We start from the raw sequence: 16,558 nt of genomic DNA on the forward strand, positions 1-16,558 counted from the left end.
CCAAAGTGGATTGAGTGGCACGTGATAGCCACTGTCCTTGGCCGTTTTTATCAGTTCCGCCATTTTTTTGCTGTGCGCGACCCGTGAAATTATCAGAGCTGTCCTACGCTTGTTTACGTGCGGCGTGGTTTCGCTGGCATGCGAGACTGGCGCATCACACTCAGGGGAGGGACGTATGACAATTCGCGCAGTGGTTTTTGATTTCGGCGGTGTCCTGTTCGATTGGAGCCCGCAGCACCTGTACCGCAAGCTGATTGCCGACGATCACGAACGGCAGTGGTTTCTTGAGCACATTTGCACCCAGGCCTGGAACACCGAGCAAGATGCCGGTCGCACACTGGCTGAAGGCACCCGCAGCCTGATCGAGCAGTACCCGGATCATGAGCGTCTGATCCAAGCCTATTACGACCGTTGGCACGAGATGCTGCGCGGCCCGCTACCGGAAGGCGTGGCGATCCTCAAGGCGTTGCACCATGTTGATATGCCGCTGTTCGGACTCACCAATTGGTCCGCCGAGACGTTCCCCTATGCACGGGCCAATTACCCGTTCCTGCAGTACTTTCGCAACATTGTGGTGTCCGGCGAACTGAAGATGATCAAGCCTGACGCAGCGATCTACCATGCCAGCCTCAGCCAGGTACGGGCCCACCTGCCGAATATCCAGCCGGCTGAAGTGGTGTTTATCGATGATGTCGCCGGCAATATCGACGCGGCCGTCGCCCTCGGTTGGCAAGGTATCCACCACGTATCGGCTGAGCGCACTGCCGCGCGATTGCGTGAGTTGGGCGTGGGCTTCTAGCGTGCCCACTTTTCCATAGCGAAATCGACGAAGGCGCGTAACTTGGGCAAGCGATAACGGTCCTGACCGTAGAGCAGGTGCATCGGGCGGCTGGGCAGTCGATAAGTGGTTAACAAGGCCACCAGCTTGCCACTCTCCAGATCCGGCTGCACCAGTGCATCGGCCAGCATGATGATGCCCATGCCGTTGACAGCCGCCTGGCGCAAGCCTTGCGAGCTGTTGATGGTCAACGAGCCGGACACCGGAACCTCCACCTCGACGCCATCGCCGGTCATGCGCCACAGTTTGTCGGTGTCGCGCCAGTTGTCACTTGCCGGGTAGGCGAACGCCAGGCAGTCGTGCTGGCGAAGGTCATCGGGCGTCTGCGGCGTGCCACGTCTCGCCAGGTAGGCCGGTGACGCGCAGAGCGTGAGGGTGTAGGCCTGCATCGGCCTGGCGATCAGGCTGGAGGTTTCCAGTTCGCCAAGTCGGATCGCGACATCGAAGCCGCTGTCGACCAGGTCCATCCGCTCATTGCTCAGCACCACGTACAGGTTGATCAGCGGGTAGCGTCGGGAAAATTCGCTCAAGGCCGGTGTAAGTTGTTCGGTACCGAACACGGGTGGGGCGGTGATGCGCAGGGTGCCTTTGGGGATGTCGCTGTTGGCTTGCTCGGCGAGCTGCTCGGAGTCGGCCACCAGCCCCAACACTTCCAGACAGCGCTGATAATACTGCCCGCCAAATTCCGTAAGGCTTTGTTTGCGCGTGGTGCGCTTGAGCAGGCTGACGCCCAGTCGCTGTTCCAGGGCTCGCAGGTGGTTGCCGACCATGGTGGTCGACATGCTGCAGGCCTGAGCCGCTGCGGTCATGCTGCCGGTCTCGACCACCTTAACGTACACCGACATCGCCTGGAACAGGTCCATTATCAAGCCTTGATTTAAAGTCATTGCACGAATGCACAGTTTATCCAGCTCAGGTGGCTAACGATACTGCAGCCATCACAACGAAGTACTGGAGCCCGCACCATGACCGCCGCCTGCCTGATGACCACTTACCAACCCTTGGCCCTGAGTTTTACCCGTGGCCTGGGCACACGCTTGTGGGACCAGCAGGGCCGCGAATACCTCGATGCGGTGGCCGGAGTGGCGGTGACCAATGTCGGCCACTCGCACCCCAGGCTGGTGACGGCGATCAGCGAACAAGCGGGTTTGCTGTTGCATACATCCAACCTCTACAGCATTGGCTGGCAACAGAAGCTGGCCCAGCGCCTCACCCAGTTGTCTGGCCTGGACCGTGCCTTTTTCAACAATTCCGGGGCCGAGGCCAACGAAACAGCGCTGAAGTTGGCGCGGCTGCATGGCTGGAAAAAAGGCATCGAAGCGCCGTTGGTGGTGGTGATGGAAAATGCCTTTCATGGCCGTACGCTGGGCACGATGGCCGCCAGCGATGGGCCATCGGTGCGCTTGGGCTTCCAGCGTTTGCCGGGGGACTTTCTCAAGGTGAGCTTTGGTGATATCGCCGCGATCGAGGCGGTCACAAAAGCGTTTGGCACGCGCATCGCGGCGGTCCTGCTGGAGCCGATCCAGGGCGAAAGTGGCGTACTGCCGCCGCCGCCTGGCTACCTCAAAGCCCTGCGCGATCACTGCACACGCCACGGCTGGCTGATGATGCTGGATGAGATCCAGACCGGCATCGGCCGCACGGGCACCTGGTTTGCCTTCCAGCATGAAGGCATTTTCCCGGACGTGATGACCCTGGCCAAAGGTCTCGGCAATGGCGTACCCATCGGCGCCTGCCTGGCACGGTCCGCCGTGGCGCAATTGTTTACACCGGGCAGTCACGGCAGCACCTTCGGCGGCAACCCATTGGCGTGTCGGGTGGGTTGCACGGTGCTGGACATTATCGAGGAGCAAGGCTTGCTGCAGAACGCGGCGCAGCAGGGTGAGCGCTTGCTCGCGCGGTTGCGGGTGGAGTTGAGTGAGCACTCGCACGTGCTGGCGATTCGCGGGCTGGGTTTGATGATCGGTATAGAGCTGGCCAGTCCTTACCGCGACCTGGCTCTGCGTGCGGCCCAGGAACACGGCCTGCTGATCAACGTGACGCGGGGCAAGGTCATTCGCCTGCTGCCGCCGCTGACCCTGGATGCCAAGGAAGTCGAGATGATCGTGCGCGCCATCACCCGGTTACTGGGTCAGGCCCATTGAGCCATTCCTGGTTCATGGTTTCAGTATCTCCCAGGTACTCCAACAACCACGCCATGGCCGGGGACAGTTTGCTCTGCGCCCAAGCCACACACGACGGGCTGGCCGGAAACGGCCGGCTCAATTGCAGCGCCACCAACTCGCCCCGTTCGATCCACGGCAGCACTTGATGCGCCGGCGCCATGCCAACGCACAGGCCATCGCGCAGGCAATCGATCGCCGAGGCCCAGTTCGGCACCACCAGACGCCGCTGGTTATCCAGGGTCCACGTGTCGCGCTTGGGCAGGTTGCGTGAGGTGTCGGTCATGCACAGCGAGGCGAAGGGGCGCAGCTGGTCGTCACTCAGCAACCCTTCGACGCTCGCCAACGGGTGCCGCGCGCTGACCACGCACAGCCAGTTCAACAAGCCCATGTCGCGGAAAGTGAAGTGACTGGCCACTGGCACTGCACTGGTGGCACCGATCACGATGTCAGTGCGCTCATCCGCCAGGGCATCCCACACACCGTTGTACACCTCGTATTCCAGCAGCAATTCCACCTCGGGAAACTGCCGATAGAAATCCAATACCAACTGTCGGCAACGCTGGGGTTTGACGATGGAATCCACCGCCACCTTCAGTTGGCCGCTCCAGCCGTTGGCCACCTGCTGGCACAGCCGCCGCGTGCCGAGCATTTTTTTCATCACGCTCCGGGCCTCGTCTATAAATAAACGGCCGGCAGGTGTCAGTTCTACATCCCGATGGCGTCGCACGAACAGTGGCACCGCCAGCCACTCCTCGAGCTGACGCACGGTGTAGCTGATGGCCGACGGCACCCGGTGTAACTCCTGGGCCGCGGCGCTGAAGCTGCCATGGCGCGCCACGGCATCCACAACATCCAGGGAGTATTCGGACCACATAGCGGCTGCCTTCAAATTTATTGATAAGAATGTCCAATTATTATCGCTTCACACAGAAACTGTCAGCTTCATAATGGGTGCCAGTCAGCAAATAGTTTGATGGCAAGATTAACAAGGCTTCAATGAAAAATTCTTTTGGTTTCATTTGGTATCTGGCGGGGCTGAGCATGCTCGGTTATCTCGCCATGGACATGTATTTGCCAGCGTTCGGCGCGATGGGCGAGCAGTTGCAGATTGGCGCCGGTGCAGTGGGCGCCAGCTTGAGTATTTTCCTCGCCGGCTTTGCGGTGGGGCAGTTGCTGTGGGGGCCGCTGTCGGACCGGTTGGGGCGCAAGCCGATCCTGCTCGCAGGCCTGAGCCTGTTTGTGCTGGGCTGCGCAGGCATGTTCTGGGTCGAGACGGCGCCGCAACTGCTGGCGCTGCGCTTTATGCAGGCGATTGGCGTGTGTGCCGCCGCGGTGAGTTGGCAGGCCCTGGTGATCGACCGTTACCCGGCCGACAAGGCTCACCGCGTGTTCGCCAGCATCATGCCGCTGATGTCGCTGTCACCGGCGTTGGCGCCGCTGTTGGGCGCAATGGTTTTGAATCATTTTGGCTGGCAGGCGATCTTCGGCGTATTGCTGGGGGTGTCGTTGTTGTTGCTGTTGCCGACATTGTTCCTGCGCACCGTGCCGAAAGGTCAGGCAGAGAAGAGCGAGCCTTCGCGCCTCGGCTACGGGCAGTTGCTGACTTCTCGCGTGTTTACCGGCAACGTCATGATCTTCGCCGCGTGCTCGGCCAGCTTCTTCGCCTGGCTGACGGCTTCGCCTTTCATCCTTGGCGACATGGGCTACAGCCCGAATGACATCGGCCTGAGCTATCTGCTGCCCACATTAGCGTTTCTGGTGGGTGGCTACAGTTGCCGCAGCGCGCTGCAGCATTTTCAGGGCAAGACGCTATTGCCATGGTTGCTGCTGGCGTATTGCATCAGCATGGTGGCGCTGTACCTGGTTGCCACCTTGACTGTGCCGACGCTGACCACCTTGCTGATGCCGTTCTGCTTGATGGCCCTGGTCAACGGTGCCAGTTACCCCATCGTGGTGGCGAATGCGCTGATGCCGTTTGCGGAAAATTCCGGCAAAGCCGCGGCACTGCAAAACACCCTGCAACTGGGTCTGTGCTTTCTCGGCAGCTTGATCGTGTCATCGATGATCGACCAGCCGCTCCTGATTACCGCCATCGTGATGCTGGCAACCGCGCCGCTGGCGGTGCTGGGGTACTGGTTGGCGCGGCCCAAAAAGGGTAATTCGGCACTGGCACAAGCCTGAAGTGACAGTCGGATCCCACACTTGATCGGATTGCTTCAGGTATTAAAAGGTGATTTCCAGATTCACCGTCGGCGTCGATGTGCGGCTACCCCGGCCGCCGTCCACGCCGAACTTGTTATGCCAGTACTCGTAACCCACCCCGAGATACAGGTTTGGCTTCACATTCTTACCCGGTCGCACCGCCACCATCAGCGCCGTGCGCATCAGGGCTTCGGGCGCGGTGTCGCGGCCGTGGTAGTCCTCACCTTTTTCCCCGACATAATTGATAAAACCCTGGAATTTCGCCGCGTGATTGGCGATCTCGAACGGTCGCATCCAGGTCAGGTTGAGCATGTAGGTATCGTCGAAGGTGTGGTTCGACTCCTGCGCACCGGGGATGCCGGTGTGGTTCCTCTCCTTGTAGTACATCAGGCTCAGGTCCAGCACACCGACGGTGTTGAACTTCAAGGTGGGGCCGATCACCAGCGCGCGTTTTTTTGCTGAAGCGAAGTTGTTGTTGCGGTTGGCATCGAAGCCCAACGTCAGCGCGTAATCCTTGACCAGGCCGGTACCCAGCGGCACATCGAATACCCGCGATGCGTACAGCTGGTGGCGGTACACCGCGTACACCTCACTCCCCCCATGATCAGTGCCCTTGCGCGGGTCGCGGCTGTCGGACAGGAACACATCGAGGTTGAGGAAATTGCTGCCGTATCGGTAGCCGCTGGCGTGGGTGAAGCTGTAGATGCGCTTGCTGAATTCGTTGGGGTTATTCGGATTGGTGAACTGCTGGCCGTAGCGAAACCCTACGCTGTTGTTCATCCATTCCACCGCGACGGCCTCCCCGCCGCCGAGCAGGGTGAGTGCAACGGTGGCGCCCTGTAATGCCTTTTTCATTGTCCTGGGTCCTTTGGCGTTCTGGCTCATCACGGCCGAATTGTTTTTGTAACGCCGGCGGAGGGTAACTTGTTCGGGTGATTGTATACAACTCTATGGACATCCAGTCCGGACATTGCATACAGTGACCGCACAACAAAAACAGAGAACCCCTCACCATGACTAACCCGAAGGCGTCACCGCAGCGGCCAGAAGATGAGAATCTCGGCGTCGCCGCTAACATGGCTTACGGCCTGCAACATGTACTCACCATGTACGGCGGCATCGTCGCGGTACCGTTGATCGTCGGCCAGGCGGCCGGGTTGTCGCCGGCGGATATCGGCTTGTTGATTGCCGCATCGTTGTTTGCCGGTGGCCTGGCCACGCTGTTGCAGACCTTGGGCCTGCCGTTATTTGGGTGTCAGTTGCCGCTGGTGCAGGGCGTGTCGTTTGCTGGCGTGGCGACCATGGTGGCGATTGTCGGCAGTGATGGCGCCGGCGGGATACCGGCGATTCTCGGGGCGGTGATGGCCGCGTCGCTTATCGGGTTGCTGATAACCCCGGTGTTCTCTCGGATTACCAAGTTTTTCCCGCCGTTGGTCACGGGCATTGTGATCACCACCATCGGCCTGACCCTGATGCCGGTCGCGGCGCGCTGGGCCATGGGCGGCAACAGTCGCGCTGCGGATTTCGGCAGCATGCCCAATATCGGCCTGGCGGCATTGACCCTGGTGCTGGTGTTGCTGCTGAGCAAAATCGGCAGCGCTACCATTTCACGTTTGTCGATCCTACTGGCAATGGTGATCGGTACGGTGATCGCGGTGTTCCTCGGCATGGCTGACTTCTCCGGGGTGACCCAGGGGCCGATGTTCGGCTTCCCTGCGCCATTCCATTTCGGCATGCCTACCTTCCATGTGGCCGCGATCATCTCCATGTGCATCGTGGTGATGGTGACCTTGGTCGAGACCTCGGCGGACATCCTGGCGGTGGGTGAGATCATTGACACCAAGGTCGATTCCAAACGCTTGGGCAACGGCCTGCGCGCCGATATGTTGTCGAGTATGTTCGCGCCGATCTTTGGTTCGTTCACCCAGAGCGCCTTCGCCCAGAACGTCGGTCTGGTCGCGGTTACCGGGGTGAAGAGCCGTTTTGTAGTGGCCACGGGCGGGCTGTTTCTGGTGATTCTCGGCTTGTTGCCGTTCATGGGGCGGGTGATTGCGGCGGTGCCGACATCCGTACTGGGCGGGGCGGGGATTGTGTTGTTCGGTACCGTGGCGGCGAGTGGTATCCGCACTTTGTCCAAGGTGGACTACCGCAACAACATGAACCTGATCATTGTTGCCACCTCCATCGGTTTTGGCATGATCCCCATCGCGGCGCCCAGTTTTTACGATCAATTCCCCAGCTGGTTCGCGACCATCTTTCACTCGGGGATCAGTTCGTCGGCGATCATGGCGATCCTGCTGAACCTGGCGTTCAACCACTTCACCGCTGGTAACTCGGACCAGCAGTCGGTGTTTGTGGCAGGCACAGACCGCAGTTTGAGCGCCCGAGATGTGTCATCACTGCGTGAAGGGGACTATTTCAGGGGCGGCAAATTGTTTGATGCCGAGGGTAAGGAGATTCCGTTGGTGGCGGATGTGGCGAGGAAAGCGCCGAAGACAGAAACCACCGAGGTCTGACGCCGAACAGGGGGGCAGTGTGGGAGCTGGCTTGCCTGCGATAGATAGCAAGGGTGAATTCACCGCCGTCATCGCAGAATAGGTATCTACACAAATATTGGTCGATACCCAAATTTGGCTGCGATGCCGCTTTGGCTTTTGATCTGGCTTGTGATTTTGATCTCAGGCGCCCCGTCAACCACGCTGGCCGAACGCAGGCTTGAATCCGTGGGTAACACGGCAGGACGCCGGGTTAGCCGCACTGGGCCAAGGATGGCCCATTGCGGCGGCCCACGGATTCAAGCCTGCGTTCTGGCACACCGAGCCTGGGCGAGGTGCCGAGTGGTGGGGCGAGGACCTTTTGGTTACTTTTGGGTCCTTCCAAAAGTGACCCGCTGTAAGAGCGGAACCCTAGGAGGCCGTTACCGCAGCAATGGATATGTTCCCCGACCAAAAAACTCTAGCGCCTGACACATAGCCTTCGCGAGCAAGCCCGCTCCCACACTGTGATCGATTTACACCTGATAAGGCTCGATCGACTATCAGGTCGCCACGGGAACAAGCTCCCTCGCCACAGGTTTAACACAGTCCTCAAAAATGTGTAGATACCTATGGTCATCGCAGGCAAGCCAGCTCCCACATTGATTTAGCCAGCTTTGAGTTCTTTGTACTGCGCTGAACACACCTCGTCCAAAAACTTCACCACGGTCCCCATGCACGCCTGGCGTTCTTCCACATGGGGCATGTGGCTGGAGTCTTCAAACAGCGCCCAGCGCACATCGGCAATCTCATCCAGGAACGGTTTGACCACCAGCGGCGTGGCCTCGTCATGGCGACCGGAAATGACCAGAGTGGGTACATTGATCGCCGACAGGCGGCCAATGGATTTCCAGTCCTTCAAGCTGCCGATCACGTGGAACTCGGTTGGGCCGCTCATCGCGTGGTACACCGTCGGGTCTGCGTCGACCTGGGCGAACGTGCGCGCCACTTCTTCCGGCCACGGGTTGACCCGGCACACGTGATGGTCATAGAACACTCGCGAGGCGGCGAGGTATTCCGGGTCATGGTAGGTACCGGCGGCTTCATGCTTGAGCAGGGTTTCATGCACGCCTTCGGGCAACAATTTGCGCAGGCGGTTGGCTTCGCTGACCCAGGTGCGCATGCACGTCGGCGAGTTGGCCGGGATGAAGGCACGCAAGCCTTTAGGCTGCAAAATCGCGTGTTCACTGCCAAGCATGCCGCCCCAGGACTGGCCGAGGATCGCGTAGTTATCGCTGATTTGCAGATGATTCAGCAGGTTGTTCAGTTCTTCCAGGAACAGGCCCACGGTCCAGAAAGACGGATTTTTTTCGGGCAGGTGGGTGGAGCGACCGTTGCCCAGTTGGTCGTAATGGATCACGGCGTGGCCGCTGGCGGCGACGTCCTTGAACGCATCAACATAATCATGGGTGCATCCGGGGCCGCCGTGGATAACCACCAGGGGCGTGCGGCCGCTGCAGAGGTCACCTGTGACGCGGAACCAGGTTTGGTAGGCGCCAAACGCCGCATACCCTTCGCGGATTTTTTCGATGAATTCCATTTCGTACCTGCTCTGAAAAAATGATCAGGCACACGATAAAGCGTGGAAGAAGTTTAAGTAACTAGCAAAACAGCTAGGTTTTGCCGAGGGGTCAGTCTTCCAATAGGCGGTAATGGGTGGCGCGCACCACCGCCTGTACGCGATTCTTGGCCCCCAACTTGTGCATTGCCGAGGCCAGATGCAGGGTGACCACCGCCAGTGAACGGCTCAATTGCGTGGCGATTTCAGCGGCGGTCAGGCCGTCGGCGGCCCATTTGAGGCACTCGCGTTCACGTTTGGTCAGGTGGATATGCGGGTAAGTGCGCAGCTCTTTGCTGAACAGCGGGTAGGCCGCTTCCTGCAGGGCGTGGGAAATCAGGCTGAAATCCGACAAGGTCTGCTGCGCATCCTGCAGGACGTTGCCGGCTTTACCGGTACGCAGGCCGGTCAGCGAGGCGAAGCCGCCACGGGGCAGGTGAATGGGCACGCTTACGCCGCAGGTCAGTTGTTGGTCGTGCAGATAGGATGAAACGGGGGCGTGGCAGGGATCGATGATCTTTTGCAGAGGGGTATCGGCCTTGATGTCGTAGGACCAAACAAACGGCGACACCGTGCTCAGGGCCAGGTGTTGCACCGGGTCGATCTGGTAGAACCCTTCGCTGCACCACAAGCTATGCCAGCCCGGCGGGGTATTGCGCAGTTCGAGCACCGAGGGGGTGATCAATGCACCATCCTGGTCGATTGGCACCGGGGTGTAGTCATACACCAGTGCATCGAAACCCAACTGCTGGGCGAGGATGAATGTGTTGTCCATCTGCTCATCCAGGCTCCTGCCCGGCATCAGACGGTGATTTAAGGCAGTCAGCTTGGCCAGCATCCGTTCTGCTCCCGAATTCATTTGAATCTCGACTTGCTGCAAGTAGAATGCCACGCCCCGGCGAAGGACTGCCAGGCCCAAACCTATAAGAAATGCTAGGTTATGGACGCGCGGCATCCTCGGTAGTGTTGGCCTGATAAACGGCCGCTACCTGCCAGGCCGACACAACACAAGGAATGTATGCATGTGGCGTGAAATTGCCCCCGACCAGCAGTACAACGTGCAAGTCGACGGCCATGACCTCGTGGTCTACAGCTTCGGCGAAGGCGATGAGGTGCTGTTGTGCCTCAACGGCGGGCCCGGCCTGCCGTGTGACTACTTGCGCGACGCCCATGGCTGGCTCAAAGACCATAACCTGCGAGTGGTTGCATTCGACCAGCTTGGCACGGGCGCATCAGCCAGACCGACCGACGTTTCGCTGTGGGAAATCGGCCGTTATGTCGAAGAAGTCGAAACCGTGCGCCAGGCACTGGGCCTGGGCCGCGTGCATTTGCTCGGGCATTCATGGGGCGGCTGGCTCGGTATCGAATACGCCATCCATTACCCCGATGTGCTGAAAAGCCTGATCCTCGAAAACACCGTGGGTGACATTCCACACCTGTCCCAGGAACTGGAACGCCTGCGCGGCGCCCTTGGCAGCGAAACCGTGGCGATGATGCAACGCCATGAAGCCATGGGCACCCTCGACCACCCGCAGTACCAGGCCGCGATCACCTTGCTCAACTATCGCCACGTGTGCCGTCTCGACGAATGGCCCGCGCCGGTCAAGCGTTCCCTCGACGACTGGAACATGGGCCCCTACGAAACCATGCAGGGCCCCAACGAATTCCTCTACATCGGCAACCTCAAGGATTGGAACCGCATCCCTGAGATGGCCGCGTTCAAGATGCCCATGCTGATCACCACCGGCCAGCACGACGAACTCACCCCGGCCTGCGCCCTGCGCATGAAGATGGCGGCCAAACACGCCGAATTGCACGTATTTCCCAACAGCAGCCATATGCCCTTTTATGAGGAACCCCAGGCGTATTTCCCGGTGTTGCTGGACTTCCTCACGCGTCACCGAGGCTGACGGATGAACCTGGCACGTTATCGTTTTGTGCTGTCCCGGCCGCTGCAATTGCTGCCGGTGCTGTTTGGCATCAGCCTGATCACCTTTGTGCTGGTGCGCTCGATCCCCGGCGACCCGGCGCGCGCGCTGCTGGGTTCGCGCAGCACGCCCGACGCCTTGCTGAAAATCCGCGCCCAGTTCGGCCTCGACCAACCTGTGTGGCTGCAATATTTCTACTTCCTGAAAAACCTGCTCAAGGGCGACCTCGGTCAATCGCTGCTGTACAAGGTCGACGCGCTCAAGCTGATCGTCACGCGCATCGAGCCGACGCTGGTGCTGGTGCTCGGCAGCGTGGTGCTGGCGCTGCTGATCGCGATGCCGCTGGCCACCGTGGCCGCGCGTAACAAAGGTGGCTGGGCGGATAAGCTGATCCGCGTGTTCACGACGGTCGGCCTGGGCATGCCGGCGTTCTGGCTGGGCTTGATGTTGATCTTGTTGCTGAGTGTGCAGTGGGGGCTGTTTCCGGTATCGGGTTACGGGCGGACCTGGCTGGACAAGGCGCACCACATGGTTCTGCCGTGCCTGACGATCGCCCTGGCCCTGTCGGCGGTGCTGGTGCGCAACCTGCGGGCGAGCATGTTGATGGAGTTGCAAGCCGACCACGTCACCGCCGCCCGGGCGCGCGGGTTGTCGGAAGCTGCGGTGTTTCGCCGCCATGTGCTGCCCAATTCGCTGGTACCGGCCGTCAACCTGCTGGCGGTGAATATCGGCTGGTTGATCAGCGGCACGGTGGTGATCGAAAGCCTGTTTGCCATCCCCGGGATCGGCCAGTTGCTGGTGCGCGGGATCTTCACGCGCGACTACATGGTCGTGCAGGGCGTGGCCATGGTGCTGGCGTGCGCGACCGTGGTGGTCAACTTCCTGGCTGACGTGGCCACTGTCGCCCTCGACCCACGGGTGAAGATGCAATGAGCACTCGCCCCTTGATTGCGCCATGGCGTTTGCGTCTGCGGTTTGGTTTTCGCAACGGCCGGCTGACCGCTGCCTGGGGTTTGTTGATTCTGCTGCTGTGGTTGGCGCTGGCGCTGTTTGCGCCGTGGATCGCGCCTTATGACCCGATTGCGCAAAACACGGACTTCAGTTTGCTCGGCCCAAACCTTGCCCATCCATTCGGCACGGACAACTATGGTCGAGACATTCTTTCGAGGGTGATCTGGGGCGCGCGCATCGATTTGCAACTGGCGATCGTTGGGGTGATCTTCCCGTTCCTGATCGGCACCTTTGTCGGCGCGGTTTCAGGCTATATCGGTGGGCGTTTCGACAGCTTCTGCATGCGCCTGATCGATGTGATTCTGGCATTCCCCTTCCTGGTGCTGATGCTGGCAATCATGGCCATCCTCGGTCCGGGCTTGAAGAGCTTCTATATCGCCATGGCGCTGGTGGGTTGGGTGTCTTACGCGCGGCTGATCCGCTCGCAGATCCTGGTGCTCAAGGAGAGCGACTTCGCCCTGGCCGCCAAGAGCCTGGGCTTTGGTCACGGGCGGATTCTGTTCCGGCATCTGCTGCCGAATGCGATGTTCGGCTCGATTGTGTTTTCCATGTCTGACGCGGTGCTGGTACTGCTTAATGGCGCCGCTGTGAGCTACCTGGGCCTGGGCGTTCAACCGCCGACCGCCGAATGGGGAACGATGGTGGCCGAGGGGCAAGCCTTTATCACAACCGCTTGGTGGATCTGCACCTTTCCGGGGCTGGCCATCGTGACGCTGGCCATGGGCTTCAGCTTGCTGGCTGATGGCGTGGCGCAAGTGCTGGGGGATCGCTCATGAGCCTGCTGCAAGTACGCGACCTCAGCGTGATTGCCAACAATACCGGGCGTGATGTAACCCTGGTCGACCGTGTGTCCTTCGACCTGGCTGAAGGTGAAATCCTCGGCCTGGTCGGGGAGAGTGGCTCAGGCAAGACCATGGCGTGTCGCGGCCTGATGCGCCTGTTGCCGTCGCCTGCGCTGCGCGTGCAAGGTGGCGCGGTTCGGTTGGCCGGCCAGGATCTGCTGCCACTCGATGACGCCGGCATGCGTGCCGTGCGCGGCGGCCAACTGGGCATGATCTTCCAGAACCCCAGCAGCCACCTCGACCCGCTGATGCGTATCGGCGAGCAGATTGCCGAGGGCATTCGCCTGCACCAAGGCGTGTCGAAAAAAGACGCGCGGCTGCAAGCCATCGAGGTGTTGCGCCAGGTTGGCATCCCCGATCCCCAAGCGCGGGTCGACAACTACCCCCACGAGTTTTCCGGCGGCATGCGCCAGCGCGCGATGATCGCGGTGGCGCTGGGCTGCAACCCGAAAGTGCTGATTGCCGACGAGCCGACCACGGCCCTGGATGTAACGGTGCAGGCGCAAATCCTGCGGTTGCTGCTGGAGCTGCGTGATAAACGCGGTCTGTCGATCATCATGATCACTCACGACCTCGGCGTGGTTGCGCAAACCTGCGACGCCATCGCCGTGATGTACGCCGGGCGCCTGTGCGAACACGGCAGCAAATACGAACTGCTGGCGCATCCGCAACACCCGTACACCGCTGGCCTGATCGACTGCCAGCCCGCCCACAGCAGCGGCCACGCCTTGCTGCGCACGATTCCCGGGCAGCCGCCGTTGCTGGACGCCTTGCCCGCCGGCTGCCGGTTCAACCCGCGTTGCCCGCAGGTCGGCGCCTTGTGCACCGAGGTGCTGCCGGAAGGCGCGCGAGTCGCCTGTCATTACCCTTTGGGAGCGCACCCATGAGCCTGTTGCAGATCAAGGACCTTGAGGTGAAGTTTGCCGCGTCCGGCACGGGGTTGTTCGGCCTGAACAAGCAGTGGGTGAGGGCGGTGAACGGCGTGTCGCTGGACCTGGCGGCGGGTGAAACCCTGGGGTTGGTCGGCGAGTCCGGCAGCGGCAAGAGCACCTTGGGCCGGGCGGTGTTGCACCTCAACCCGATCAGCGCCGGACAGGTGTTGTTTGACGGCATCGACATGGCCCACGGCAGCGCCATCGATATCACTCGCCTGCGCCATGAAACCGCGATGATCTTCCAGGACCCGTACGCCGCACTGAATCCACGCCACACCATCGGTGAAACCATCGCCGAAGTGTTGCGCGTGCAGCGCAAGGTGGCGCCGGATCAGATCCCCGCTCGCGTCAACGAGCTGCTCGACCTGGTCGGGCTGCGCCCCGAACTCGCCAGCCGCAGACCCGGCTCCCTCAGTGGCGGCCAATGCCAGCGCGTCGGCATTGCCCGGGCATTGGCGGTAGAGCCACGGCTGATCATCGCCGATGAATGCGTGGCGGCGCTGGACGTGTCGATCCAGGGCCAGATCATCAACCTGCTGCTGGAACTGCAACAGCGTATGAACCTGGCGATCCTGTTTATCGCCCATGACCTGGCCATCGTGCGGCGCCTGTGCAACCGCGTTGCGGTGATGTACCTGGGCAAGATTGTCGAGGAAGGACCGGTGGAAGCGGTCTTCACTTCGCCACGGCATCCTTACACGGCGGCCTTGATCCAGGCGATTCCAGAGATTGATCCGCATCGGCCGTTGCCTACGGAGCCCTTGCCGGGTGAGCCACCCAGCCCGCTGAATTTGCCTACCGGTTGCGCCTTTCACCCGCGTTGCCGGCACGCTCGAGCCATGTGTTCCGAGGTGTTGCCGCCAACGCATTTCCTGCACGAGCATCGATACAGTTGCGTGCTTGAAGAACCTTTGCTTTGACCCTTACCTGCCATTCATTAACAAGGAGTTGTGATATGCAAACGCGCCACTTGAAGTTGCTCGCCGCCGCTACGTTGACCGCTTGGTCCCTGACTGCTGGGTTGGCACACGCCGCCGGCGTCCTGACCATCGGCTGCCGCGAGGACAGCACCACGTTCGACCCGATCAAAAGCGCGCAAAACCGCGACACGTGGGTATTCGCCAACGTCTACGACACCCTGGTGCGCGTCGATAACCTGGGCACCAAGATGGAGCCGGGGTTGGCAGAAAGCTGGGATATTTCCAAGGATGGCCTGACCTACACCTTCAAGCTGCGCGACGCGAAGTTCTCGGATGGCTCGCCGATTACCGCTGAGGATGCGGCGTTCAGCCTGTTGCGTATCCGCGACAACAAAGCCTCGCTGTGGGCTGATCCGTTCAACTTGATCAACACCGCCAAGGCGGCCGATCCGAAAACCCTGGTGGTCACCCTCAAGACGCCGGCTGTCGCTTTTCTCTCGCAACTGGCGTCGCCGACGGTGTCGATCCTGTCGGAAAAGGCCATGACCAAAATGGGTGAAGACGCCTACTCGGAAAACCCGGTGACGTCCGGCGCGTTTACCGTAGACGAGTGGCGCAAGGGTGATCGCGTCATCCTGAAAAAGAACCCGAACTTCTGGCAGGCCAAGAACGTCAGCCTCGATGGCGTGGAGTGGGTCTCCGTCACCGACGACAATACACGCATGCGCATGGTGCAGAACGACGAGCTGGACACAGCGATCTTCGTACCGTTCTCGCGGGTTGAAGAGCTGAAGAAAGACAAGAACGTGGTGATCCACTCCGACCCGTCCACCCGCGAAGATCACCTGTTGATCAACCACGCTCACGGCCTGCTGGCCAAGCATGAAGTACGCGAGGCGCTGGACATGGCCATTGATAAACAATCGCTGGTGAAAGCCGCCACTTACGGTCAAGGCACCGTGGCCTATTCATACATCCCGAAGGGCTCGCTGTTCCACTACGCCAACAACTTGCAACGCCCGTATGACCCGACGGCCGCCAAGAAGCTGCTGGAGGCTGCGGGTGCCAAGGACTTGAAGCTTAACTACGTGGTCAACGCCGGCAACGAAGCCGACGAGCAGATTGCGGTGATCATCAAGGACCAGCTGGCCAAGGTCGGCGTGACCGCCAACCTGCAAAAGGTCGACCCGACCCAAAGCTGGCAGATGCTGGTGGACGGGGAATACGATATTTCGGTGATGTACTGGACCAACGACATCCTCGACCCGGACCAGAAGACCACCTTCGTACTGGGCCATGACACCAACCAGAACTACATGACCCGTTACAAGAACGACAAGGTCAAGGAGTTGGTGGCGGCCGCGCGGATCGAGGCCGACCCGGCCAAGCGTGAGCAGATGTATGTCGAACTGCAGAAACTGGCGAAACAGGACGTGAACTGGATCGACTTGTACTACAGCCCGTACATCAACATCTCACGCAAAAATGTTAGCAACTTCCTGCAAAACCCGCTGGGCCGTTTCACTCTCGAAGAGGTGGTGAAAAACTAAAGAGCGCTGCAATACCAATGTGGGAGCGGCGGTCGCACCGCTGCTCCCACATTTGGTTCTGTGTTGTGTCAGATA

Annotated in this window: 15 protein-coding genes; 10 read left to right on the forward strand and 5 right to left on the reverse strand. The window is 60.4% G+C overall.

Going from position 1 to position 16,558, the window contains the following annotated elements; translation table 11 throughout:
- Window positions 1–175: 175 nt before the first annotated feature.
- Window positions 176–799, forward strand: a complete 624-nt coding sequence (locus tag AACY36_RS12265; protein ID WP_339428394.1) for an HAD family hydrolase — start codon at window positions 176–178, stop codon at window positions 797–799.
- Here AACY36_RS12265 and AACY36_RS12270 read toward each other — a convergent pair.
- Entirely contained in the window at window positions 796–1,701 is a 906-nt protein-coding gene (locus AACY36_RS12270; protein WP_339414841.1) for a LysR family transcriptional regulator, read from the reverse strand. The two genes, AACY36_RS12265 and AACY36_RS12270, sit on opposite strands and share 4 nt — an antisense overlap.
- A gap of 102 nt (window positions 1,702–1,803) precedes the next feature.
- Here AACY36_RS12270 and AACY36_RS12275 point away from each other — a divergent pair, with 102 nt between their 5' ends.
- A complete protein-coding gene (locus tag AACY36_RS12275) occupies window positions 1,804–2,982 on the forward strand; it encodes an aspartate aminotransferase family protein (protein ID WP_339414840.1) in 1,179 nt (392 codons plus the stop codon).
- Here the strand turns inward: AACY36_RS12275 and punR are convergent.
- Entirely contained in the window at window positions 2,954–3,877 is a 924-nt protein-coding gene (gene punR / locus AACY36_RS12280) for a DNA-binding transcriptional activator PunR (RefSeq protein WP_339414839.1), read from the reverse strand. The genes AACY36_RS12275 and punR overlap by 29 nt on opposite strands.
- A gap of 122 nt (window positions 3,878–3,999) precedes the next feature.
- Here punR and punC point away from each other — a divergent pair, with 122 nt between their 5' ends.
- Window positions 4,000–5,184 carry a purine nucleoside transporter PunC gene (gene punC / locus AACY36_RS12285; RefSeq protein WP_339414838.1) on the forward strand — a complete coding sequence of 395 codons (1,185 nt, stop codon included), beginning with the start codon at window positions 4,000–4,002 and terminating at the stop codon, window positions 5,182–5,184.
- 42 nt (window positions 5,185–5,226) lie between these two features.
- On the opposite strand, the gene AACY36_RS12290 is transcribed toward punC, so the two are convergent.
- The gene (locus tag AACY36_RS12290) at window positions 5,227–6,060 is read right to left on the reverse strand and encodes a nucleoside-binding protein (RefSeq protein WP_339428397.1); all 834 of its coding nucleotides are present in this window, start codon (window positions 6,058–6,060) and stop codon (window positions 5,227–5,229) included.
- 158 nt (window positions 6,061–6,218) lie between these two features.
- On the opposite strand from AACY36_RS12290, the gene AACY36_RS12295 reads away from it, so the two are divergent.
- On the forward strand, window positions 6,219–7,721 hold the full coding sequence (locus AACY36_RS12295) for a nucleobase:cation symporter-2 family protein (RefSeq protein WP_339428398.1): 1,503 nt from the start codon (window positions 6,219–6,221) through the stop codon (window positions 7,719–7,721).
- Between the two features lie 625 nt (window positions 7,722–8,346).
- Here AACY36_RS12295 and AACY36_RS12300 read toward each other — a convergent pair.
- Window positions 8,347–9,279 carry a proline iminopeptidase-family hydrolase gene (locus AACY36_RS12300; protein ID WP_339414835.1) on the reverse strand — a complete coding sequence of 311 codons (933 nt, stop codon included), beginning with the start codon at window positions 9,277–9,279 and terminating at the stop codon, window positions 8,347–8,349.
- A gap of 91 nt (window positions 9,280–9,370) precedes the next feature.
- Window positions 9,371–10,135 carry a LuxR family transcriptional regulator gene (locus tag AACY36_RS12305; protein WP_065889502.1) on the reverse strand — a complete coding sequence of 255 codons (765 nt, stop codon included), beginning with the start codon at window positions 10,133–10,135 and terminating at the stop codon, window positions 9,371–9,373.
- 184 nt (window positions 10,136–10,319) lie between these two features.
- Between AACY36_RS12305 and AACY36_RS12310 the strand changes: the two genes are divergently transcribed.
- Genes AACY36_RS12310 through AACY36_RS12335 form a run of 6 tightly spaced genes read left to right on the forward strand, consistent with a single transcriptional unit; the run spans window position 10,320 to window position 16,483 of the window.
- Window positions 10,320–11,207: a proline iminopeptidase-family hydrolase gene (locus AACY36_RS12310; protein ID WP_339414834.1), complete on the forward strand. Its 888-nt coding sequence runs from the start codon at window positions 10,320–10,322 to the stop codon at window positions 11,205–11,207.
- A 3-nt stretch (window positions 11,208–11,210) separates the two neighbouring features.
- Entirely contained in the window at window positions 11,211–12,158 is a 948-nt protein-coding gene (locus tag AACY36_RS12315; RefSeq protein ID WP_339497159.1) for an ABC transporter permease, read from the forward strand.
- Window positions 12,155–13,012: an ABC transporter permease gene (locus AACY36_RS12320; protein ID WP_339414832.1), complete on the forward strand. Its 858-nt coding sequence runs from the start codon at window positions 12,155–12,157 to the stop codon at window positions 13,010–13,012. The genes AACY36_RS12315 and AACY36_RS12320 overlap by 4 nt, the downstream gene beginning before the upstream one ends.
- A complete protein-coding gene (locus tag AACY36_RS12325) occupies window positions 13,009–13,965 on the forward strand; it encodes an ABC transporter ATP-binding protein (RefSeq protein WP_339414831.1) in 957 nt (318 codons plus the stop codon). Before AACY36_RS12320 ends, AACY36_RS12325 begins: the two co-directional genes overlap by 4 nt.
- Window positions 13,962–14,933 (forward strand): ABC transporter ATP-binding protein, encoded by a 972-nt coding sequence (locus AACY36_RS12330; RefSeq protein ID WP_339414830.1) that lies wholly within the window; start codon window positions 13,962–13,964, stop codon window positions 14,931–14,933. Before AACY36_RS12325 ends, AACY36_RS12330 begins: the two co-directional genes overlap by 4 nt.
- A gap of 35 nt (window positions 14,934–14,968) precedes the next feature.
- Window positions 14,969–16,483, forward strand: a complete 1,515-nt coding sequence (locus AACY36_RS12335; protein ID WP_339493346.1) for an ABC transporter substrate-binding protein — start codon at window positions 14,969–14,971, stop codon at window positions 16,481–16,483.
- The last annotated feature ends 75 nt before the right edge of the window (window positions 16,484–16,558 follow it).

Source organism: Pseudomonas sp. EA_15y_Pfl1_P101, assembly GCF_963970835.1.
Lineage (GTDB): Bacteria > Pseudomonadota > Gammaproteobacteria > Pseudomonadales > Pseudomonadaceae > Aquipseudomonas > Aquipseudomonas tritici.